19 protein-coding genes and 1 pseudogene are annotated in these 21,045 nt (G+C 69.6%); 7 read left to right on the forward strand and 13 right to left on the reverse strand.

Going from position 1 to position 21,045, the window contains the following annotated elements; genetic code table 11:
• Positions 1–392 precede the first annotated feature (392 nt).
• The 6 genes from ACTWQR_RS22450 to ACTWQR_RS22475 all read right to left on the reverse strand — a co-directional run bounded on the left by ACTWQR_RS22450 (position 393) and on the right by ACTWQR_RS22475 (position 4,571).
• Positions 393–647 carry a hypothetical protein gene (locus tag ACTWQR_RS22450; RefSeq protein ID WP_443228917.1) on the reverse strand — a complete coding sequence of 85 codons (255 nt, stop codon included), beginning with the start codon at positions 645–647 and terminating at the stop codon, positions 393–395.
• Positions 648–943: 296 nt separating this feature from the next.
• Positions 944–1,138, reverse strand: coding sequence for a hypothetical protein (locus ACTWQR_RS22455; RefSeq protein WP_443228918.1), 195 nt, complete (start codon positions 1,136–1,138; stop codon positions 944–946).
• A gap of 118 nt (positions 1,139–1,256) precedes the next feature.
• Positions 1,257–2,285, reverse strand: a complete 1,029-nt coding sequence (locus tag ACTWQR_RS22460) for an alpha/beta fold hydrolase (protein ID WP_443228919.1) — start codon at positions 2,283–2,285, stop codon at positions 1,257–1,259.
• A gap of 518 nt (positions 2,286–2,803) precedes the next feature.
• On the reverse strand, positions 2,804–2,935 hold the full coding sequence (locus tag ACTWQR_RS22465; RefSeq protein WP_443228920.1) for a hypothetical protein: 132 nt from the start codon (positions 2,933–2,935) through the stop codon (positions 2,804–2,806).
• Positions 2,936–3,008: 73 nt separating this feature from the next.
• Positions 3,009–3,473 carry a nuclear transport factor 2 family protein gene (locus tag ACTWQR_RS22470; RefSeq protein WP_443228921.1) on the reverse strand — a complete coding sequence of 155 codons (465 nt, stop codon included), beginning with the start codon at positions 3,471–3,473 and terminating at the stop codon, positions 3,009–3,011.
• 237 nt (positions 3,474–3,710) lie between these two features.
• Positions 3,711–4,571 carry an alpha/beta fold hydrolase gene (locus ACTWQR_RS22475; protein ID WP_443228922.1) on the reverse strand — a complete coding sequence of 287 codons (861 nt, stop codon included), beginning with the start codon at positions 4,569–4,571 and terminating at the stop codon, positions 3,711–3,713.
• Positions 4,572–4,762: 191 nt separating this feature from the next.
• Here ACTWQR_RS22475 and msrA point away from each other — a divergent pair, with 191 nt between their 5' ends.
• Positions 4,763–5,278, forward strand: a complete 516-nt coding sequence (msrA, locus tag ACTWQR_RS22480) for a peptide-methionine (S)-S-oxide reductase MsrA (protein WP_443228923.1) — start codon at positions 4,763–4,765, stop codon at positions 5,276–5,278.
• A gap of 21 nt (positions 5,279–5,299) precedes the next feature.
• Here the strand turns inward: msrA and ACTWQR_RS22485 are convergent, their stop codons facing one another.
• The 3 genes from ACTWQR_RS22485 to ACTWQR_RS22495 form a co-directional block, all read right to left on the reverse strand.
• Positions 5,300–6,058, reverse strand: coding sequence for a creatininase family protein (locus ACTWQR_RS22485; RefSeq protein WP_443228924.1), 759 nt, complete (start codon positions 6,056–6,058; stop codon positions 5,300–5,302).
• 66 nt (positions 6,059–6,124) lie between these two features.
• Positions 6,125–7,192, reverse strand: a complete 1,068-nt coding sequence (locus tag ACTWQR_RS22490) for an alpha/beta fold hydrolase (RefSeq protein WP_443228925.1) — start codon at positions 7,190–7,192, stop codon at positions 6,125–6,127.
• Between the two features lie 295 nt (positions 7,193–7,487).
• Positions 7,488–10,241: a helix-turn-helix transcriptional regulator gene (locus ACTWQR_RS22495; RefSeq protein WP_443229026.1), complete on the reverse strand. Its 2,754-nt coding sequence runs from the start codon at positions 10,239–10,241 to the stop codon at positions 7,488–7,490.
• 191 nt (positions 10,242–10,432) lie between these two features.
• Here ACTWQR_RS22495 and ACTWQR_RS22500 point away from each other — a divergent pair, with 191 nt between their 5' ends.
• The 4 genes from ACTWQR_RS22500 (at position 10,433) to ACTWQR_RS22515 (ending at position 13,206) form a co-directional block, all read left to right on the forward strand.
• Positions 10,433–10,834, forward strand: coding sequence for an MmyB family transcriptional regulator (locus ACTWQR_RS22500; RefSeq protein ID WP_443228926.1), 402 nt, complete (start codon positions 10,433–10,435; stop codon positions 10,832–10,834).
• A 13-nt stretch (positions 10,835–10,847) separates the two neighbouring features.
• Positions 10,848–11,705, forward strand: coding sequence for an alpha/beta fold hydrolase (locus ACTWQR_RS22505; protein WP_443228927.1), 858 nt, complete (start codon positions 10,848–10,850; stop codon positions 11,703–11,705).
• A 22-nt stretch (positions 11,706–11,727) separates the two neighbouring features.
• Entirely contained in the window at positions 11,728–12,447 is a 720-nt protein-coding gene (locus ACTWQR_RS22510; RefSeq protein WP_443228928.1) for a glutamine amidotransferase-related protein, read from the forward strand.
• 168 nt (positions 12,448–12,615) lie between these two features.
• Positions 12,616–13,206 carry a TetR/AcrR family transcriptional regulator gene (locus tag ACTWQR_RS22515; protein ID WP_443228929.1) on the forward strand — a complete coding sequence of 197 codons (591 nt, stop codon included), beginning with the start codon at positions 12,616–12,618 and terminating at the stop codon, positions 13,204–13,206.
• A 436-nt stretch (positions 13,207–13,642) separates the two neighbouring features.
• On the opposite strand, the gene ACTWQR_RS22520 is transcribed toward ACTWQR_RS22515, so the two are convergent.
• From ACTWQR_RS22520 to ACTWQR_RS22530, 3 genes are all read right to left on the reverse strand, one after another.
• Entirely contained in the window at positions 13,643–14,536 is an 894-nt protein-coding gene (locus ACTWQR_RS22520) for a Bax inhibitor-1/YccA family membrane protein (protein ID WP_443228930.1), read from the reverse strand.
• A gap of 264 nt (positions 14,537–14,800) precedes the next feature.
• Positions 14,801–15,601, reverse strand: a complete 801-nt coding sequence (locus ACTWQR_RS22525) for a GNAT family N-acetyltransferase (RefSeq protein WP_443228931.1) — start codon at positions 15,599–15,601, stop codon at positions 14,801–14,803.
• A gap of 295 nt (positions 15,602–15,896) precedes the next feature.
• Positions 15,897–17,312, reverse strand: coding sequence for an FAD-binding protein (locus tag ACTWQR_RS22530; RefSeq protein ID WP_443228932.1), 1,416 nt, complete (start codon positions 17,310–17,312; stop codon positions 15,897–15,899).
• Between the two features lie 420 nt (positions 17,313–17,732).
• Between ACTWQR_RS22530 and ACTWQR_RS22535 the strand changes: the two are divergent.
• Both ACTWQR_RS22535 and ACTWQR_RS22540 read left to right on the forward strand, forming a co-directional pair.
• Positions 17,733–18,212 (forward strand): annotated as a pseudogene (locus ACTWQR_RS22535) (AAA family ATPase); the annotation flags it as partial.
• 1,175 nt (positions 18,213–19,387) lie between these two features.
• Complete coding sequence (locus ACTWQR_RS22540; RefSeq protein WP_443228933.1) at positions 19,388–19,741, forward strand: SRPBCC family protein; 354 nt, start codon at positions 19,388–19,390, stop codon at positions 19,739–19,741.
• 465 nt (positions 19,742–20,206) lie between these two features.
• Here the strand turns inward: ACTWQR_RS22540 and ACTWQR_RS22545 are convergent, their stop codons facing one another.
• Complete coding sequence (locus ACTWQR_RS22545) at positions 20,207–21,043, reverse strand: prephenate dehydratase (protein WP_443228934.1); 837 nt, start codon at positions 21,041–21,043, stop codon at positions 20,207–20,209.
• Positions 21,044–21,045 lie beyond the last annotated feature (2 nt).

The following is a 21,045-nucleotide window of genomic DNA, read 5'->3' on the forward strand; positions in this document are numbered from 1 at the left end:
CCTCCGCCGCGAACGCCTCCAACTCACCACGCACCACAGCAATCTCGTCCGGAGTCACACACACTCAACGCCACACCGGGCCGGAAGGACACGCACCACCTCAACCGACCTGACCAAGCCCTACTAGGCCGTGTCCACCGCGCTACGGCGGCGCACCGCGAAAGACATGCCGGGGTGGGTGCCGACGAGCAGCTCTGACGACGACACGTCGTCCAGTGGTCGGAGCCGGTGTTCGGTGAGGCCGCTCGCCTCGGAAGCCGTCGGACGGGGCTCGGGAGGCGGCGAGGAAACTGATGCGGCCGCCGACGAGTCGCCTGGCGACGAAGCCCAGGACGGAGGTCGGGGCCTGGTCCAGCCACGGCAGGTCGTCGACGACCTGCCGGAGCGGCGTCTCACCCGCGATCAGGTACAGCAGCATCAAGACCGCGGTGGACGTCAGAAGGCGGTTGGGAGCGGGCCGCTGCCGACTCCGACGCCGACGCGCAGGTGTCGCGGTGACCGGGTTCGAGCCGGTCGAAGGAGTTCAAGGAATCGAGGAGTGGTAGGACGAGTTGGTCGAGGCCGGCGTAGCCGATGTCCGCCTCGAACCGCACTCCGCTCGCCCGCAGCACGTGGGCGCCCTCGCGTCTGGCGTTGGCCGCGACCATGCCGAGAAGGGCGGTACCTGCTCTGCCTGCCCTGGCCGGTCAGCAGGACAGCCCCGCGGTGGATCGCGGAGCTGTCGAAGTCTGGGACGTATGAAGTCGAGGTCCCTGTCCCGCCCGATCAGCCGTGCTGGGGCAGTGCAGGCCGGGCGGTCCAGGTCGTTGATCGAGCTGCGGTCTCCGAGGACTGCGATGGCATGGAGCCCTTGTGCCGGACACAGAGTCCGGTCATGCGAACACGTGACTCTGCTGCGTATGCAACCATCCGTGCACAAGGTGTGTCCATGTGTGCTGGGTGTCTACAGCCCCAGGTCGAGGGCGAGGCACGAGTAGAACTTCCACGAGCCCTCGGGGTCGTACGACGTCGCCCCGCCGGTCGGCGCGGCCTCGACCTCCGTGGTCATTTCCTCGAGGCGTATGCGCTCGGGGAGGCTGCCGAATCGCGTGTGTCGTACCGCCGCCTCGGCGGCTTCCGTGGTGAGCCCCTTGTTCATGACCGTGCTCCACTTCGTCGATCGTGGATGGCGTCCTGCTTGTTGCTTTGGACGAGTATCAGCATGCCCTCACATTCGTCACCTGTCAAGCCGGTGACGAATATCGAGCGCGGATCGGTCATTCCATGGCGTCGACTTCGAGGATCGCGGCGATGAAGGCGTCGGGCCGCTCCTGCGGGAGGTTGTGTCCGGCCCTCGGGACGACGTGATGCTTCCAGGGGCCCGAGAAGTGGGCCGCGTATCCGCTCCCGTCGGTCGGCGGGATGACGCCGTCGGTCTGGCCGTCCAGGGTGACGGCCGGAACGGTGATCTTCGGCTGCGCCAGCAACCGCTTCTCCAGGTCCGCGTAACGGGGATCACCGGGGGCCGCGGCGAGGCGGTGCCGGTAGCTGTGGATCACGACGTCGACGTAGTCCGGGTTGGTCCACAGTTCCGCCGCCTGCGCGAACTCGGCCTCGGTGAACTGCCATTCGGGCGAGTTGCGGTGCCAGACGACCCGCGCCAGGTCCTCCCGGTTGCGCTGGAGTCCCTTCCGCCCGCGCTCGGTGAGGAAGTAGAAGAAGTACCAGGTGCCCTCCTCGTTCGCGGGCGCCAGCGGCTCCTGGGCGAGGGCGAGGTTCTGGATCAGGTAGCCGTTCACGGAGACCACGCCGGTGCAGCGCTCCGGCCACAGTGCCGCCGCGACGTCACCGGCCCGCCCGCCCCAGTCGTAGCCGGCGAACAGGGCCCGGGGCAGACGCAGGGCGTCCATGAAGGCGATCAGGTCCGCACCGAGCGCCGCCTGCTCGCCGGACCGGAGGGTGTCCTCACGAAGAAACCGGGTCTCCCCGTGGCCGCGCAGGTAGGGGATGTAGCAGCGGTAGCCGCGCCGGGCGAGCGCCGGTGCCACCTCGGCGTAGGAGCCGACAGGGCTGAAGGGCCAGCCATGGAGGAGGAGCACCGGGGTGCCGTCGGCCGGTCCGACGTCGTGGTAAGCGATGTCCAGGACGTCGGTGCGGGTGTGGCTGACCGGTCCCAGACCACGTGCGATCCGGCCGGTCGGCGCCGCGTCCGCGAGTGCCGATGCCTGGCCCGATCCGGTGAGACCGGCGGCTCCGGCCGCCGCTGCTGCCGTCACGGCCTGGGTCAGTCTCCGCCTGCTGATCATTTCGTTTCCTCACGCTCGATTCGGGGTGTGCGAGACACATGTGCACACACTTACCGTTCATCACTGCTCTAACGGGTTACGAGGATCTTCATGTCGGGTGTCCCGGTCAAGGAACCAACGACGTGCCGGCGCTGTACATGTGTCGGCCAACTCCGATACGGGACCGAGGTTCTGGGCGCCGACGGGAAATCCCTCGGGCCGGTTCGGGTCCGGTCCGGGTCCGGTCCGGGTCGCCCGCTCCATGTATCGCCGAAGATGTGCACCGCCAAGTACGGCGTGGCCGTGCGTGGGACACACGCGATCGCGACCTTGGTAGCGGCCCCGGCCAAGGATGAGCGGGGCTTCACGTCCCTGCGCTCGATGCGGCGGTTGCTCCCCCGCGCTGGAGCGCCGTTCGACAGGATTCCATGGCACGCCATGACACGCCATGACGCGGTCGGACAGCACCCGCTGAAGCGGCGCCACGACGACGGGCTTCCCGCTCCGGGATCGGAGCGGGAAGCCCGTCGCCTGCGGGGTCAGCCGCCGATCCTGCGGAAGGTCTCAACAAGGTCGGAGGCGAACGCCTGGGGGTTTTCGTAGAGGACGAAGTGTCCGGGAGACGTCAGTGGCGTACGCCCCAGTGGAACGGGCTCGTTGCTGTCGCTCATGGCAAGGCTGCTTTCGCGGGGAAGGAAGAGAGGTTGCTGCCCGGTAGGCAGGCGAAGCGGGCCGCGGAAGCGGTCAGTCGGTGAAGTCCAGACGGATCCGGGTCTGTTTGAGCTCGGCGATCCGCCAGGAACCATCGCCATCGACCTTGACGAAACGTGCGTGGTAGTGGCCGAAGCCGTGCATACCCCTGAAGGGAATGGTTTCGGAGACCCCCGCCCCCTCGGGCCGGGTCACGATGTCCTCCATCGCGAACACACCGTGGGCGGTGGTCCCCGAGTCGACGTCGATCTCGTCGGAGAACAGGTGGTGGATCAGGGTGACACCGGGGCCGCCACTGGAGCCGACCGTCGCGGCGATCTCGTCCCGGCCGTTCATGCGCAGCCACACCGTTCCGTCCGGCTTGTGCGGGGTGAACGTGCCGTCAGGTGTGAACAGGTTCGCCAGGTCGTCCCAGCGCTGGTGATCCGCGTAACGGACGTAGCGGGCCATCAGACGGCGGAGTTCCTCGGTGATGCCGAGGCGCTCAATCGCTTCCATGATCGATCGATCTTCCTTCTTCGGTGATGTGCGGAGGCTCCACAGCGCCGGCCCGTCCGTCTGCGACGTCATGCGGTGTCCGTCAAGGCCCGCGACCAACCTGCCGGGCGCCCAGGCGCCTCGACTCCTTGTGGACTGTTTGGTCCATTCATCGTGACAGCATCAAGACCGGACCATGAAGTACAGAAAGGAGTGATGCCGATCACAGCGCGGACCTGCTGACCCATAACCCTCCGGTCAGCGGACGGTGGCGCGGGCGGCCCGCTCGATCACGTCGGCCACCAGGTGGGGGTGGGAGACTGCGACCGAGTGGGAGGCGGCGACCTCGGTGATGTTCGCGTGGGCGCGCTTGGCCATGAAGCGCTGGACGGCCGCGGGGATGTTGAGGTCGCGGGTGGTGACGATGTCCCAGCTCGGCTTGGTCTTCCATGCCGCGGTGGCGGCCTTCTCCTCCAGGGCGGCCTGGGCCACGGGACGCTGCGCGGCGGCCATCAGCGCGGCCTGCCGGGCGGGCACGTCGGCGGCGAACTGGTGACGGAACTTGTCCTGCTGGATGTACAGGTCCGTGGCGGTGGAGCCGTCGGCCTGCTTGTAGGTGACCGGGTCGAGGGCGTCGGGGAGCGTGGAGCCCGGGTACTTGTTGGTGAGCTCCAGGGCACTCTCGCCGGGCGCGGGCAGGAAGGCGGCGACGTAGACCAGGGCCTTGACCTCGGGATCGTTGGTGGCGGCCTGGCTGATGACGTTGCCGCCGTAGGAGTGGCCGACGAGGATCTTCGGGCCCTTGACATGGTCGAGGACCGTGCGCAGGGCGGCGGCGTCGGAGGCCGGCCCGCGCAGCGGGTTGGCGGCGGCGATGACCGGGTAGCCGCCGGCACGCAGGTCCGCGATCACGCCGTTCCAGCTGGAGCCGTCGGCGAAGGCGCCGTGCTCCAGGACGATGGTCGGCTTGGCGTGCCGGCCGGCGTCAGCGGCCTCGGCGGACTCGCTCGCACCGTTGGCGGTGCCACTGAGGGCGAACGCGCCGAACGCGAGCCCCGCCGTGGCCGTCGCGACAACACCCGTCACCAGCCGCTTGCGTCCACCCTTGATACTCACCACGACTAACCCCTCTCAGGAATGCTTCTCGGTACATGGGGCGGGCCGGCCCTGCCGGATTTCGTCACCGCCCTGACTGGTGATGAATTTGTCATGCGATCCGTCACCTGTCAAGGTGGTGACGACAAGGTTTCCGGGTCGGCATGCGAGCCTGGAGCCTGCGCGGACAGACACGGACAGAAAGGCGGCGTGCCATGAGTGACACCGAGGAGAAGGCTCTACTGGCGGGTGGCTGCTTCTGGGGCATGCAGGAGCTGATCCGGGCGCTGCCCGGTGTGGTGGGCACCCGGGTGGGCTACAGCGGCGACGACGGCAAGCCCAATGCCACCTATCGCGACCACGGAAAGCACGCGGAGTCGATCGAGATCACCTTCGATCCCGCGGTCACCGACTACCGCACGATCCTGGAGTACTTCTTCCAGATCCACGACCCGAGCACGAGGAACCGGCAGGGCAACGACATCGGCCTCAGCTACCGCTCCGCCATCTTCTATCTCGACGAGAAGCAGCGCCGCATCGCGCAGGACACCATCGCCGACGTCGACGCGTCCGGGCTGTGGCCGGGTCCGGTGGTGACCGAGGTGGTGCCGGCCGGCCCGTTCTGGGAGGCCGAGCCGGAGCACCAGGACTACCTCCAGCGCTACCCGGACGGCTACACCTGCCACTTCCCGCGGCCGAACTGGCGCCTGCCCAGGCGCGAATCGTCCTGAACACCGGCGCTGAACGTTGACCTACTTCGCCCACGGGTCCCGCACGATGATGTCCGCCAGTGCCGCCGCACAGCCGGAGAGCATCCGCTCGCCTTTCTCAGGGCTCGCCACCCGGGCGTCGCCCGCGACCCCGGACTCGGTGATCCGGTCGAAGGGCACCGCCATGTACACCGGCTCGGTGGACTCCGCGGGCAGCGTGATCCGCGGTCCGTGCGCCTCGGCCAGGTGCTCGGCATGGATCAGTTCGGGGAAGGCGGCCATCATCATGGATGTCTCCCCCTCACACGCGTGCATGAGGCCTTCCTGGGTCTCCAGGGTGTCCCGCACCACCTCCCGTCCGATGCCGAAGTAGCTGGCGAACGCGATCGGCGTCGACAACTCCGCGGTCAGCTCGGTCGTGAGGGCATTGAGGGCGGTCATGTTCCCGCCGTGCCCGTTGACGATCAGGATGCGTGAGAAGCCCGCCCGGATCACGGAGCGGCAGATGTCACGCAGCAGTGCGTGCACTGTGGGCAGGCTGAGTGTGAGGGTGCCGCCGAAGGCCATGTGGTGCTCCGACAGGCCCGTCGGCACGGAAGGTGTCACCACCACGCCGGTGTGCTCGGCGGCCAGCACCGCCGCCCGGCGGCACACCTCCGCGGCCAGGAAGTCGTCGACGCCGGTGGGCAGATGAGGGCCGTGCTGCTCGGTGGCCCCGATGGGCAGCAGCACCACCGCGTCCCGCGCCGCGAGGGCACGCAGCTCGGCGGCGGTCAGCCGGTTCCACTGGACTTCGCTCATCAGGAACTCCTCCTGGGCGTGACCGACGCGGTGTGCGGGGCGCCGGGGCGGTGGCGGATGCGGATCTTAGAGGTGGTCGGCGTCGACAACGGCCTGGGCGAAGACGGTGGGCGCCTCCTGCGGCAGGTTGTGACCGATGTTCGCGATCGTGCGGTGCAGGTAGGGCCCGGTGAAGTAGCCGCGGTAGGACGACCCGTCACCCGGTGCGGTGAAGGGGTCGAGGGCGGGGTCGAGCGTGACCGTGGGGACGCCGATGTGGGGCTGGGCGGCCAGCTTCTTCTCATAGCGGTCGTAGCGTCGGTCGCCCTCGATCAGGCCGATGCGCCAGCGGTAGTTGTAGAGAACGATGGCGGCGTAGTCGGGGTTCTTGAAGGCCTCGGCGGTGCGCGCGAACGTGGCGTCGTCGAAGTTCCAGTTGGGGGAGACAAGAGTCCACACATAGCGGCACAGCGCGATGCGCTTGTCCACGTCCTCCATGGTCTTCTTGCCGCGGTCGGTGGCGAAGTACCACTGGTACCACCAGTTGTGCTCGACGGCCGGAATTGCGGGCTCCAGCTGCATCTTGCGGTCGGTGATGACGTAACCGCTGGTGGACAGGAGGGCCTTGACACGCTCGGGCCACAGGGCGGCGATGATGTCCGCGGTCCGCGAGCCCCAGTCGAAGCCGGCGAGGACGGCCTTCTCGATCTTCAGAGCGTCCATGAACGCGATGACGTCCAGGGCGATGGCGGACTGCTCGGCGTTGCGCGGGGTGTGGCGGGACAGGAAGCGGGTACTGCCGTGGCCGCGCAGGTAGGGAACGAGGACGCGATAGCCGAGGTCGGCGAGGAGCGGGGCGACGTCGACGAAACTGTGGATGTCGTAGGGCCAGCCGTGCAGGAGAACGACGACCGGGCCGTGGGCCGGGCCGGCCTCGGCGTAACCGATGTCCAGGACACCCGCCTTGACGTGCTTGAGTGTGCCGAACTCGGTGTGGGTGCCGGGGGTGATGGTGGGCACCGTGGGAGCGGAAGTGCCGCCCGGCGTGTGCGAGGCGCTCGCGGCGGATGCGCTGGTCTGCAGGCCGGACAGTGAGGCCGCGGCCGCGCCGGTGCCCAGGCCGACGGCCTTGCTGAAGGTACGCCTGTTGATCATGTGAAGCCCTCCGTCGTGCGTTTCGGTGACCGGCCCGAGCCCGGGGAAACCCCTGCTCACATCGGCGGTGTGAGATCACCGCGGCTCTTGACGCAACGACCCTCGCACACCGTGCGTCACCTGTCAAAGGGGTGACGCATGATGGTTTCGATGAGGACGGGCGGCAGATCCGAGGCTGTTCTGTTCCACGTGTGGGACCGGCGGCACATACTCTCGTCCGCAACGAAAGGGGACACATCAGTCATCTGACGGTAAGACGCGAAGTCATGCGACTGAGCTCCTCGACGTCCTGCACTCAGATGCCCTGTTCGCCCTCCAGCCTTTCCAGTGCGTCGCGGAGGGCGGCGCGTGAGGTGATGCCGAGTTTGGGGAAGACGCGGTAGAGGTGTGAGCTGACGGTGCGGGGGGAGAGGTGCATGCGTTCGCCGATTTCCTTGTTGGTGAGGCCGCTGGCTGCGAGGTCGGCGATTCGGCGTTCCTGCCAGGTCAGTGCTGCCAGGTGTGCCGTGGAGGTGAGGGTGGATGCTCCGGCGGCACGGAGTTCGGCCCGGGCGCGTTCGGTCCAGGTGGGGGCGCCCAGTCGTTCGAAGGTTTCCGCGGCCAGGGTCAGTGAGGGTCGTGCGGCTTTGGGGCCGTGGGTGTGGCGTTGGCGGATGCCGTGGGCGAGGCGGATGCGGGCGTGTTCGTAGGGGAAGTGGGGTGCGGCGGGGTGTGTTTCGGCGCGGTGGTACATCTGGTCGGCTTCGGTGGGGTCGGTGGTGGTCATGGCGAGGGCGCCGTAGGTGATGAGGGCGAGGCGGGGGGAGATGTCGGGGAGGTTTGCGTTTTGGGCGGCGAGGGCGTGGGTGCGGGCTTGTTCGGTGCGGCCGGTGTGGAGGGCTGCTTCGACGAGGTCGAGGAGGGTGCGGGGGGCTTGGTGGGCGTAGGGGGTGAAGGTGCCGGGGGGTGTGATGCCGATGGCGTGGAGGTAGGCGGCTTCGTAGTCGCCTTCGGCGAGGGCGGCGGTGGTGCCGATGGCGTCGGCGATCTGGGTGAGGAATCCGACGCCGCGGGGGCGGGCCCAGGCATCGACGGTGGCCTGCAGCTCACGGGCCCGGTCCCCTTGGCCCCGCAGCGCGGCCAACAGACCCAGATACGCCCGGGTGTGATGAGCGAGCAACAGGTATCCGTGCGTTGTCGTCAGCTCGAGGCAACTCGACCCGGTGTGTTCGGCCTCGTTCCACTCGCCGACCGCCATCTGGTCGAGCATGATCAAGTGCAGCGCGGTCATGCTGTTGCGCACGAAGCCCGTCTCGGCCTCGCGGTCCACGGTGCGCTGCAGATGCGGCCGGTACCGGCTGAGGGTGTCCACGTGGTACGCGGCGACGGACAGCCGGGTGATGTCCCAGGGCTCCATGTCGGCAAGGCCGGCGAATTCACGCTCCACCCGCTCCCGTACACCGGCAGCGTGCCGGACCACGTCGCCCCACGCATCGCGGTAGATCAGCGAGCGGGACAGGGCCAGCTCGCCCAGTGACCCGAGCAATGCGTGGGTCTCCGCCCACTGGGCCGGGTCACCGGCGTACTGGTCGATCGACAGCAGCAGGTTCACGAGCCGTGTGAGCACATCGGAAGGCGTGTCCGATTCGTGGTCGCGCAGGTTCTCGATGGCTGCCGTCACCTGGCGGTGCGAGTGCCGCACGTCTCCGTCCTCGAACAGCGCCATATAGGCAGACGTGACCACGGAGGCCGGCGACTCGTCCGTGCCCGGCGCCCGGTCGGACCGGATGAGCTGCTGCGCCTGGTCGAAGAGCCCCGCATGTCCGGCGACGAAGGCCGCGTCGCCGAGCCTGCGGGAACGGTCCTCGCTGTTCTCGCTCAGTTCCGCGGCGCGGGTCAGCCAGGCGACGGCGGCCACCGCGCCGCCCCGCCGGGTCGCGGACTCCCCCGCCGCCTCCAGTGCGGCCGCCACCTCCTCGTCCGGGTCGACCGTCGACGCCGCCAGATGCGTGGCCCGCCGCTCGACGTCATCGCGGTGCACCTGGGCGAGAGCCGCGTGCGCGGCGCGCCGCTCGTTGGGCGTGGCCGTCTGCACCACGGTGGAACGCACCAGTGGGTGCCGGAAGACGAAGTCGCCGCTGAGCGGATCGACGTCCAGCAGACCGGCCGCTACGGCCTCGTCGGCGTCACGCATACGGTAGCGCCCCAGACCGGGTGCGGGCGCCGCTCCGGGTGCCGCTTCGACACCGTCGAGGGCGCCGCGCAGCAGCTCCTCACGGACTTCGTCGCTGAGCTTTTTGACACGTGTGCCGTATACGTGTTGGAGGCGCCGGGGCAGTGGCAGCGAGGCATCATGCAGTCCGAGGAGTCCGGCGGTCGCGAGTTCCGCCTGTCCGACGCGGATGTGGGTGGGTAGTTCGAGCAGGGCCAGCGGGTTTCCCCGGGCCTGGTCCAGCACCAGACGGCGGGCAGGTGCGTTCAGATCCGGGTGGTGCAGGTCCAGAAGTTGTCGCGCGGCCGTGTCCGACAGGGCCCTGACCGGCAGTTCCGGCAGGGCGGCGGTGTCGAAGCCCGATGCGATGTCCGAGCGCAGCCCTACCACGAGCTTCACCGAACTGCCGGTGACCCGGCGCCCCACGAACCCGATCACCGCGATGCTGGAGGTGTCCAGCCACTGGGCGTCGTCGAGGACCAGCAGCAGGGGCTTCTCCGAGGAGGCCAGGGACAGCAGGTCAAGGACGGCGATGCCGAGCGACATGACCGACGGCGGCTTCCCGCCGCTCCGCCCGAAGGCGGTGTCGAACACGGTGCGGTGCACCTGGTCCAGCCCATCGATGGAGGGCAGCAGGGAGTGGAGCAACTGATGCAGGCCGGCGAACGGGAGCCCTGACTCCGCCTCGACCCCGGCAGCCCGGATCACCGTGTGGCCTGCCTGCGCCGCCACTTGGGCGACGTGGTCGAGCAAGGCGCTCTTGCCCACTCCCGTCTCTCCGTTGAGGACGAGCGCCTGCCCCTCGGGGGCCGTCACGAACGCGGACAGCCGCCCTCGTTCGCCGTCCCGGCCGATCATCGTCACAAGCGACCCCACGGCGCCCCACTCCCCTCACCACAGAACCAGTCACATGTGTGCATCCTTCGAGCCTATGTGTGCGGAGCCCCGCTTTCTCGGCGAAGCGAGCCGCGAGGCCCCAAGTTCCGCTCGCTCCCGCCGTCCGACGTCCGCCGGATTCAGGGTTCGGGGCACGGCGGCGTGGAATGCCGATGCCGTGCAGACAGGTGTCGATCACCACGTCGGACGCCTCCCCGGCGCTCAGGTGCGCCAGCGGCCAACTGCCCGTCCAGGACGCCGACTCGCGCACCTGGTGGGCCGAACACCGCGTCAACAGCGCGACCTGCGGCACCAAACACTACCGCCACCCCCTGCTCGGCGACCTCACCCTCGACCGCGACACCTGGCCCGGGCACGGCTCCGGACAACGCCTCATGATCCCGTCCTCCGAAACCGGCAGCCCCTCCCACGACGCCCTGCACATCCTCACCTCCTGCGCCGCGGAGCGGGCGGAACCGAACCCGGCGAGGGGCAGAACTCCCCCAGCGGCCAAGCCGCGTCGCGGACAGATGAACCCGCAGGCCGTCCCCTCTCGTTCTCCTGGGGAAGAGTGAGGAGAGGTGGCACATGCTCGCGTACGACATCCAGGGCAGCGGGCCCGGTCTGGTCCTCCTGCCCGGTATCGGGGGCACCGCGGCCGAGACCTGGAAGACGCTGCTCGCCGGCCTCGCGGCCGAGCACACTGTCGTGCTTGCCGACCTCCCCGGATCGGGTCGCAGTCCGCTGCCCGCCGGCCCGCTGGAGGCAGATGCCGTGGCCGACCAGGTGGTGGTCACCGCTCACAAGGCCGGTCTGAGCGATTTCGTGATCGCCGGAGCCTCGCTCGGGGCAGCGGTCGCCGTCAAGGTCGCCGCCCGCCATCCCAGCCGGGTCCGTGGCCTGTTCACCCTCGCCGGATTCGCCCGGCCCCGCACCACGCTGTCGCTCAGTCTGGAGATGTGGGCGTCGATGCACGCCCGTCACGACGACGAGCTGAGCGACTTCCTGGCCTCACTGTGCTTCTCCGAGGACTACCTTGCCGCGCGCACACCGGAAGCGGCACGGCACCTGACTGCCCGGTTGGTGGCATCCGCTCCCGGCACCGCCCAGCAGATCGCCTTCGCCCTGGGCATCGACGTCCGCGGCGACCTCTCCGCGGTTACCGTCCCCACCCTGGTCGTCGCGGCCACGGGCGACCAATTCGTGGCCCCGGAGCACTCGGTGCAACTCGCGGACGGCATAACGGGCGCACGACTGGCCGCGGTCCAGGGCGGACACGCGGCGGCGTTCGAGGAGCCGGTGCGGACGCTGGAGATCCTCAGCGGATTCCTCCGTGACGTCCATCGGACCCACGCCGAGGCCTCCTACACCGATGCCGCCAGGTGGCCGACGGGGCCGAGGCTCCTGCCGGCCGTTCCGGCTCCCCGCCGTCCCCACGAATGTTGACCCTCCACAGGAATCCGAGCTCATGCGCGTGCATTTCGTCGTCCACGAAGCGTTCGAGGCTCCCGGGGCCTACGCCCGGTGGGCCCTGGACCGGCAGCACACCGTCACTCATTCCCGCCTCCACGCCGGTGAGAGTCTCCCGTCGGCAGCCGACGACATCGACCTGCTCATCGTGATGGGCGGCCCTCAGTCCCCGGCCACGACCACCACCGAGTGCCCGCACTTCGACGCGGTGGCGGAGATGTCGTTGATCGCCTCCTGCGCGGCGGCGGGCAAGGCCGTCGTCGGCGTCTGCCTCGGAGCGCAGCTGCTCGGCGAGGCGCTCGGGGCGCCCTGTCTTCGCAGCCCGGAGCCGGAAGTCGGCTCCTTCCCCGTCACGCTCACCGAGGCCGGCCGCCTGCACCCGCTCTTCGAGGGCTTCGACGAGAGCTTCGACTCCGGGCACTGGCACCACGACATGCCCGGACTCACGGCCGACGCGAGGGTGCTGGCCGCCAGCGATGGGTGTCCGCGGCAGATCGTGGCGTACGGCAGGTTCCTGTACGGATTCCAGTGCCACCTGGAGTTCGACCGGGACATCGTCGAGGCGCTCATCGAGTCGGCGGAGGAGGAACTCACCGCGCTCGCCGACCACCGCTACGTCCAACGGCCGGAGGAACTACGGCACAACGACTACCGTCCGATGAACGAACGGCTCGAAGAGTTTCTGGACCGGCTGGTCGCCGACTACACGGCGGCCTGACCGGTGCCACCCATCCCGTAGAAGACATGTCGGTGTGGGTTTCACTCAGAATACGTGTCTCACGAACGCCTCCAGCGGTGACGGCAACGTGTGTGGCACATCAGCCCTTGCCCGGCGCGGCAGGACGGCGCCTCATGGCATCACCACCGGAGAGAGACCGGAGCATCGATGAGATCGGACGCACGCTTCAACCGGCTGCGCATCCTCGAAGCAGCGACAGAGGTACTCGCCGCTCCCGGCGACACCTCGTTCAAGTCCATCGCGCGCAGAGCGGGCGTGGGCCAGGGGACCATCTATCGCCACTTCCCCACCCGGGAATCCCTGGTGCTCGAGGTGCACGGGGAGAAGGTGGACGAGTTGGTGACCGCAGTGCCCGCCCTGCTGAGCACCCTGCGCCCGCCGCTCGCCCTGCGCGCGTGGCTGGAGCGCCTCCTGAGTGTCGGCACGCGCACGCCGGAGTTCGCGGACGCCATGAGCGGGGCCTCCGGCGGGCTGACGGAGCAGCGTCGGCAGGCGTACCGGCCGCTGCTCGAGGCCCTCTCGGCGCTGGTGGACGCCAACGAAGCGAGCGGGACCATCGTGCCCGGGACGACGGCCGACGACATGCTCCTGCTGCTCGGTCCCCTGTGGCGCGTCGGCGCGGACGACGAGGAGTGCGCCAGATCGGGGCGGCTCTTCGACGTGCTCATGCGAGGACTGTGCCCGTCGGGCGGCACGCTGGAGGCCTCCGTTCCGGAGGGCGCGCGGCACATGGGGTGAAACCCGCCCGGTGCTGGGAACGTTGTGCGGGTGTGGTCAGTGATCCTCGCTCGGCGCGGGTACCCGGACATCCGGTCGGCCAGGGGCGTTCTCGCACGGCAGGCTGAGCCTCGGCGACCAGGAGACCACCAACTCCCCGCACGGGCGCTTCTGTTCGGACAGCCTTCCCGCGATCTGACGGGTCGTAGGCTTCCACGGCGACGTTTCTTTCACGACGTGTTCCTCGCCGGGTTCACGCTACTCATCACCACGGTCGCGCCGACGGCCAACTGGCTGTCGGGAAGGCGGAGTTCGACCCGTTCGTGAACGGCGCGAGGACCGTGCTCGCCGCTGGCCCTGCCGCAAATGTCGCCCCGGCCCCAGCTCCGCTATTACAGCATCACGTACACCGCCGGGCTCCGGGCCACAGTCCTGGTCAAGACCGTGTGACGCCCGGTCAGAAGAGTTCCTCGCCGCGGAAGAGGGTGAGCAGCCGCACGGTCTCCACATACAGCCACGACAGGCTCAGGGTGAGCCCGAAAGCGGCGAGCCAGGACTGATCCGGGGGCGCGCCGTACTTGATGCCGTCCTCGATCTTCCTGAAGTGAAGGGGCAGGAAGGAGGCGGCGAGAACGATGCCCACGAGGCCCATGAAGACGCCGAGGCCGGCGGGACGTAGGCCCAGCACTTCCGCGCCCGTGAGGGGGAAGAGGGTCAAGTCCGCCAGAGCGAGGAAGCACAGTCCGAGCAGCGCGGCTCCGACGAAGCCCTGGAGGCGGCGGTCGACTCGCATCCAGTGCAGTTTGTAGGCGAGGAGAGCTCCGGCGGAGGTCGTCATCGTCCCCAGTACGGTCTGGACGAAGACACCCGGTGAGAGGTGGCGGGAGACCGTGGCCGACAGCACGCCGAGGCACACGCCCTGGAAGGCGGCGAACGTCAGGGTCAGGGTCGCGGACGGCGGTTTCCTGCGGCACTGGATCACCACCAGCGCCGCGGCGACCAGCCCGGCGCCGGCGGCGATGCCGTAGGCCACGGCCGTGCCGATGGGAGCGTGCGGCAACAGCGTCCACGACAGCGCGGCCGCGAGGGCCGTCACGCCGAGCCCCGCCAGCGCTCGGGACAGGACGTCGTCCATCGTCATCAGGTCACCGACGGAGAAGGGCAGCGGAGCGGGATCGTCCTCGTGGACCTGGTCCAGGTCCTGGCCCGTCCCGATCCGGCTCTGCGCGACGGCGATCCCCGCTCGGGGGTCCTTGGCCGCCGTCTTCTGCCCGCCGTGCCGCCTGAACTGAGGCCGGGAGAGTATCGGATTGCTGCTCTTCAACGAGGGCTGCTGCTGGACCGGTGTCACGCCGGATCCTCTTCTCTGTGTCGGACGTACCGCCACCCGAGCCCCCGCCGTCGGCAGGGCGGGGGCCGAAGGGCTCTCCGGCGGTGTCGGCTGCCGTCAGCCTGCACTTCCGGACAAACCGCGCGCATCAGTCACTTGACGGTGGATCCGAGGTGTCCGCCCGAACCGCGACAGCCAGTCACGGCAGTTCGAATCCCGGCTCCCGGTCGCCCTTCTCGGGGGCCACCACGGCGATGCGCGGGGCCACTGCCAGTTCTCGAGTTCTCAGCCCTTGAGTCCGTAGAAGTGCATCGGGGAGTTCGACTCGAAGCCGATGCGCGGGTACACGGGTGCCCCGGCGACGGTCGCGTGCAGGGTGGCCCGGGTCAGCCCGGTGGCGCGGGCGCCCTCGTACAGCGCCTTGCGCGTCACCGCCTCGCCGTAGCCGCGGCGCTGCTGTTCGGGGTCGGTGGCGACGAGTGCGACGAAGAGCCGGCCCTCTGCCTCGACCGTGGCGGCGCAGGCGACCGGGGTGCCGTCCCGCAGCGCCAGGTAGGCGTACACCTCCCGCTTCCACAGCGCGGAGCCGACCAGACCGTCGCGGCCCTCCTCCAGGGGGAAGCCGTAGGCACGCGAGTTGAGGTCCGCGTAGGCCCGCAGGTGTTCGTCGGTGGTCACCCGCTCGAACGTCAGGTCCGAATGGTGGGGCTCGGGAATGGGCAGCAGGTCGCCGGCCATGCCGGTGCCGGGAAAGGCATAGGCCAGGCCCGCGCGCTCCGCCGCCTTCTCCAGTGCCGCGCGCGCGTCGTCCGCGAGCAGGTCCTCGAACAGCCACAGCAAGCCCGGCTGCTTCTTGGACCGCATGATGTCCGCCGCCTGTTCCAGGCGCTTCTCCAGGAGCGCCGCCTCGGCGCCGACCTCGGTCAGGGTGATCGCGTTCCAGAAGGCGAAGCGGCTGTCGGCCCAGCGGACGGCGACACCCGGCAGATCCCGTACGTCCGACTCCTTGTTCCGGTCGAGCACCATGGCACGCCAGACCGTGGACAGTTGTTCCACTGATTCGACCGCGGCCGTCAGGTCCGTCATGGCAACCCCTCATTCTTTCGTGTGTGTGAAAACCCTGCGTCCGGTACGACGATCCCCACCGTTCAAGGTGTTCGGACACCGCCATACACGTCATGTAGCACCTGGTTCCGGACAGCCCCGGGCTTCCGCTCCACCCTGCCCCCACTGCGGGTCTCGGCGGCAGCCCGGGGGCGACCGCCCGAGACGCACCAAGCCGAAGCGGCCGTCTCGTTCCCGCCGCAGCCGATCGACAGCGGGAACCTGCCGCTACTGACACGGATCCGGGACGGCCGCCGGTTCACTTCCGGGCACGGAATCAGGCGGGCGTGATGTTGTGGTTGAACCGGAACACGTTGGCCGGGTCGTAGCGCTTCTTCACCGAGGCGAGCCGGTCGAACCGCTCCGCCCCGTACACCGCACGCACTCCCTCGGTGTCGGTCGCCTCGTCCGGCGAGAGGAAGTTGACCATGTTCCGCTCCGCCGCCCAGGGCGTCAGCCCGTCCACGAGCCGCGCCAGGTCGGCCCGGAGCGTCTCCGCCTGGTCCGGAGCGCCCACCGCGAACGCGAAGACGACGTACGGAAGACCGCGGCTGGGCACCGAGTTGGGGAACTCCGGTTCCCGGTCGAAGGCGCCGCCGAGCGCCCGGATCTCGACGTTCGCCAGGGTGCATCCCGACTCCGCGCCGGTGAGCTCCACGATCGCCTGCGCCGTCTTCTCGGAGAACTCCTCCAGGCAGACACTGCGATCGAAGTACGGCACCGGGTCCACCGGATCCATGTGGATCTCCCCGATGGAGGCGAAGGGCTTCTCCCCCACCATGTCGATCAGTACCGGAGCGGCCGCCCGCAGCGGAGCGACCAGTCGGTCCCCGTCGGCCGCCGACCCCAGGTAGCCGATCCGCAGATGAACCACGAAGGCACCGCGCAGCGGCTCGGGCAACGCCGGGACGTCGGGCAGGCGCTGGATGCCTATGGACGAGGTCGTCTCCTCCCCCACTGTGGGAAGCCAGGCATGCCAGGCCTGAAGGACCTCGGCCAGGTGCTCACCCGCGAAGTAGATGCCGCCGCCGTAGAAACGCGAGATCGGGAACACCTCGAACTCGATCTCGGTCACCACACCGAAGTTGCCCTTGCCGCCCAGCAGTGCCCAGAACAGGTCCGGTTCGCTCCGCGGTGTCACACGGCGCAGTTCTCCGTCCGCCGTGACCAGGTTCAGCCGCCGCACGTGGTCGGCGGCATAGCCGAGCGTGCGTCCCAGCAGCGGGCTCTGACCTCCTCCCAGCGTGTATCCGACGACGCCGACGTCCGGCGCCGAGCCCACGATCGGGGCCAGACCGAACGCCGCCGTGCGAGGCAGCACGTCGCGCCAGCACACACCCGCCTCGACCCGCACGGTGCTCTCCTGCGCGTCGACAACGATGCCGTTCATCCGCTGGGTCGTTATCAGCAGCCCGCCCTGGGCCGAGGAGACCACCTGATGGGCCGCGGACTTCACCGCGACCGGCAACCCGTGGCGCACGGCGAACCGGACCGCCGAGCGGACGTCGAGCTCGCTGCTCGCCCCGACCACGACGGCCGGCCGGAGGCCGCAGGTCAGGTTGAACGTGGCGCACTCCGCCTCGTACCCCTCCGATCCCGGCTCCAGAACCGGGCCCTCCACGGCTTGCCGCAGAGCCGTCACATCCTCCGGACCGAAGACCGCATCCGTCGTACCAGACCCGTCCGCACTCATCCTGATCACAACCTCACTCACACACACGGAGCGCACTCGCGAGGCGCTCCCGCATGAAACGGCAGAAGACAGGCCACGGGCGCCGCAACCTGACGCCACTGAAACGTGCCGGACACCGCCACGGTTCACATCAACATGTCCAGACACGCGTAACATGTGTGCCGCCTATGGGCATCCGGCATCTCACCGATGCCGTCGGCGAGCCGTTGATCGCTGAGGATCAGCTCGGCCGAGCCGTACGCGCCGCCGGGCTCGACCGGCCTGCGCCTCCCCGAAGCCCCTCAAGCCCACCGACATGGGTGAAATCTGGACGTCCTTTGGTCTGCGGTGATTGCATAGGCCGTACGGAGCCGGGTGCAGCCGCGGCCAGGTCGGCGGAGAGCACCAGGCCTCCAGACGTCAGCCGTTGGAGGCAGCTCGATGAATGACCTGGACTCGACCGTCTGTCCAGCCTCGACACGGCTGGTCGGACGCGGCCGAGACCTTGCTTTCATCCACTCCTTCTTCGGCAATTCCGAGGTCCACGGGGCGGCCCTGCTGCTCTCGGGCGAGGCGGGGGTGGGCAAGACCGCCGTGCTCGACGCGGTGGCGACCGCCGCCGCGCACAAGGGCACCCGGGTTCTGCGCGCGGCCGGTGTGCAGTTCGAGGCGGACATCAGCTACGCCGGTCTCAACCAGCTCCTCGTACCGCTCTTCGACGACTTCGACATCCTGGACACCGTCCACCGCGACGCCCTGCGCGTCGCGATCGGTATCGGCGGCGGGCCGGCGCCCGACCGTCTCCTGACCTCCACCGCGGTTCTGCTGCTGCTCCGGCTGATATCCGCCCGGACGCCACTCCTGCTCGTCGTCGACGACCTGCCGTGGCTGGACCGGGCGACCAACGCCGTACTCGGCTTCGTGGCCCGGCGGCTCGTCGGCAGCCGCATCGGCTTCCTCGCGGCCTCCCGTACGGGCTCCGACAGCTTCTTCGAGTCCAGCGGTCTGACCGAGCGGCGGCTGGAGCCGCTGGACGACGCTTCGTCGGCCAAGCTGCTCGCCCTCGCGCACCCCGACGTCTCCCCCGCCGTACGGCGCCGCATCGCTACCGAGGCACGCGGCAACCCGCTGGCGCTGGTGGAGCTGCCGACGGCGCTCTCCGCCGAGCAGCGCGCGACCCTGGCGGCCGTGCCCACCGTGCTGCCCCTGAGCGAGCGATTGCAGGCCATGTTCGCCTCGCGCGTGGTCGGTCTGTCCGACCGCAGCCGGCACATGCTGCTGCTCGCAGCCCTCGACGGAACCGGTGACCTGGCCTCCGTCGAGGCCGCCGCGTCCGACCGGGCCGGTGTCGACGACCTCACCCCCGCGGAGCAGAACCGGCTGGTGACGATCTCGGCGGACAACCGGCGGCTGTCCTTCCGGCATCCGCTGATCGGTTCGGCGGTGGTGGAGCTGGCGACCGCCGCCGAACGCAGAGGAGCCCATCAGTCGCTCGCCGACGTGCTCGGCGACCAGCTGGAGCGCCACGCCTGGCACCTGGGAGAGGCGTCGGTGGGCCGGGACGAGACGGTCGCGGCCCTGCTGGAGGAGGCCGCGCGCCGCCGGCTGCGGCGCGGCGACGCGCTCGGCGCGGTGGCGGCGCTGACCCGTGCCGCGGGGCTCAGCCCCGCGGCGTCCGACGAGAGCCGCCGGTTGGCCGAGGCGGCCTATGTCGGAGTGGACTCCGGCGGAGAGCTCGAGGACGCCTCGCGACTGCTCGCCGGAGCCCAGGCCCATCCCACCGGGCAGCAGTCGCTGCACGCGGCGGCCGCATCCGCGTTCCTGCTGATCAACAGGGACGGCGACATCGACACCGCGTACCGGCTGCTGGTCGGGGCGATCGAGACCGGGGACCACGGCTACGACGCCACCGGAAGTCTCCGAGCCGGTCCGGGAAGACCGAGGCGGTGCCGACGCGGATCACGCGGTTGGGGTCGTCCCCCACGGTGGCGATCAGCTTCGTCAGGCGGGGCAGCGCCGCGGAGGCCCACAGCTTCTGTCAGGCGCAGGCCGTCGTGGACGCTCCGCCCGCCACGGCCTTCGCGCTGCTCACCGATGTGGCACGGTGGCCGGAATGGATTCCGGGCCTCACGGAGGTTCGGGCCGGACCGCTCGCCCGGAACTTCGAAGTGTGGTTCCACGGCCACCGGTTCGAGATCTTCTTGGGAGAGCATGTGCCGCACCGCCGGCTCGGCTGGTCGGGCATCGGCGCCGGTGTGCAGCTGTACCAGACCTGGCTGCTCACCCCGGTAGAGAGCGGCACCCATGTGGTGACCGAGAACGTGGTCCGCGGTCCCGCCGCCAAGTCCCTCACGGTGTTGTCCCCCCTGTGGGCGCAGCGCTTGAACTCCCTGTGGGTCACCCAGCTCAAGAGGCTCTCGGAGACCGCCCCGGAGGACGGCGGCGCGTAGCCGGCACCAGCGAGCACCGCGGGACTCCCCATATGCCGCCGGCCGGCGGCCGGTGAGGGCGTCGGCCGGTCTGCCGAAGACGGCGACACGAAGGCCGCGCCAACGAGCGGAGGAAGGTGACCACGGCTCTGGCTGCGCCGAGATCGGCGGCGGGCACGCTGTTCTGGACGATGGTCAGCGCGCGAAGGCAAGGGCCTCCTCCTCGGCACCGGCGTTGTCAGCACACCACCGAAGCCGAGGAGGAGGCCCTTGCGGTGCTGGCTCATACCCACACCTCAGAGGTCGGCCGGGTTCGATTTCCATCAGGTTGTCAGGTTTGTCGCCGGTCAGGCACACGTGCGGGCAGCTCACGCGTGTGAACTCCCGGGCTGTCTCCTCCGTTGTCCCATTGAAGGGTTCTCCGCCACCCCGGCGACGGTGGCGGAGAACCCAGCCCCTCGGGCCCCGTTCCGGGTGGGTGCGCGGTCAGTTCTTCAGCCGGTGCGGATGTGCGGGGTACACCCCGAGGATGCGTACCTCGGTGGAGAAGAAGCGCAGTTCGTGCAGGGCGAGGGCGACGCGCTCGTCGTCGGGGTGTCCCTCGATCTCGACGTAGAAGCGGCTGGCGTTGAGCCCGGCGCCGATCTGGTAGCTCTCGATCTTGGTGAGGTTCACTCCGCTGCTGGCGAACCCGCCCAGGGCCTTGTACAGCGCGCTGGGGATGTTGCGGATGCTGAAGAACAGGCTCGTCATCGTCGGCTCCCCGGTGTACGGGGTCGGAGCGGCGTCCCGGGAGAGGACGACGAACCGTGTGGTGTTGTCCGGGTCGTCCTCGACCTCGGCGCGCAGCACATCGAGGCCGTACAGTTCCGCCGCGGCGGGCGGGGCGAGCGCCGCGTGCCGCGGGTCGCCCAGCTCGGCCACCTCGCGCGCCGCTCCGGCCGTGTCGTCGCTGACGAGGGTGCGCCAGCCGCCCTCCCGCAGCACCTTGCGGCACTGTCCCAGTGCGTGCACGTGACTGCGTACGCACTCCACCGGGTCCAGGGTCGCGCCGGGCACCCCCATCAGGTCGAAGCGGATGGCGAGGAAGTACTCGGCGACGATGAACAGCCCCGACTCCGGCAGCAGGTGGTGCACGTCGGCGACGCGTCCGGCCGCGGAGTTGTCGACCGGGATCACGGCGACATCGGCGGCGCCGAGCGTCACGGCGTCCAGGGCCTGCTCGAAGCTCGTGCAGGCCAACTCGCCGCCCTCGGGGTAGAGGGCACGCGCGGCGGTCGCCGAGTTGGATCCGGGTTCACCTTGATATGCGGCGGTCGTCACCG

Source organism: Streptomyces sp. 2A115 (assembly GCF_052245575.1).
In the GTDB taxonomy this organism is placed as follows: domain Bacteria; phylum Actinomycetota; class Actinomycetes; order Streptomycetales; family Streptomycetaceae; genus Streptomyces.

Bases quoted from the DNA above. Each gene is read 5' to 3' on its own strand.
- msrA (WP_443228923.1), top strand. From the start codon at position 4,763: ATGAGTGACACCGAGGAGAAGGCTCTACTGGCGGGTGGCTGCTTCTGG.
- ACTWQR_RS22500 (WP_443228926.1), top strand. From the start codon at position 10,433: ATGCCGTGCAGACAGGTGTCGATCACCACGTCGGACGCCTCCCCGGCG.
- ACTWQR_RS22530 (WP_443228932.1), bottom strand. From the start codon at position 17,312: ATGAGTGCGGACGGGTCTGGTACGACGGATGCGGTCTTCGGTCCGGAG.
- ACTWQR_RS22455 (WP_443228918.1), bottom strand. From the start codon at position 1,138: ATGAACAAGGGGCTCACCACGGAAGCCGCCGAGGCGGCGGTACGACAC.
- ACTWQR_RS22510 (WP_443228928.1), top strand. From the start codon at position 11,728: ATGCGCGTGCATTTCGTCGTCCACGAAGCGTTCGAGGCTCCCGGGGCC.
- ACTWQR_RS22450 (WP_443228917.1), bottom strand. From the start codon at position 647: ATGGTCGCGGCCAACGCCAGACGCGAGGGCGCCCACGTGCTGCGGGCG.
- ACTWQR_RS22515 (WP_443228929.1), top strand. From the start codon at position 12,616: ATGAGATCGGACGCACGCTTCAACCGGCTGCGCATCCTCGAAGCAGCG.
- ACTWQR_RS22490 (WP_443228925.1), bottom strand. From the start codon at position 7,192: ATGATCAACAGGCGTACCTTCAGCAAGGCCGTCGGCCTGGGCACCGGC.
- ACTWQR_RS22470 (WP_443228921.1), bottom strand. From the start codon at position 3,473: ATGGAAGCGATTGAGCGCCTCGGCATCACCGAGGAACTCCGCCGTCTG.
- ACTWQR_RS22485 (WP_443228924.1), bottom strand. From the start codon at position 6,058: ATGAGCGAAGTCCAGTGGAACCGGCTGACCGCCGCCGAGCTGCGTGCC.
- ACTWQR_RS22465 (WP_443228920.1), bottom strand. From the start codon at position 2,935: ATGAGCGACAGCAACGAGCCCGTTCCACTGGGGCGTACGCCACTGACG.
- ACTWQR_RS22460 (WP_443228919.1), bottom strand. From the start codon at position 2,285: ATGATCAGCAGGCGGAGACTGACCCAGGCCGTGACGGCAGCAGCGGCG.
- ACTWQR_RS22505 (WP_443228927.1), top strand. From the start codon at position 10,848: ATGCTCGCGTACGACATCCAGGGCAGCGGGCCCGGTCTGGTCCTCCTG.
- ACTWQR_RS22525 (WP_443228931.1), bottom strand. From the start codon at position 15,601: ATGACGGACCTGACGGCCGCGGTCGAATCAGTGGAACAACTGTCCACG.
- ACTWQR_RS22495 (WP_443229026.1), bottom strand. From the start codon at position 10,241: ATGATCGGCCGGGACGGCGAACGAGGGCGGCTGTCCGCGTTCGTGACG.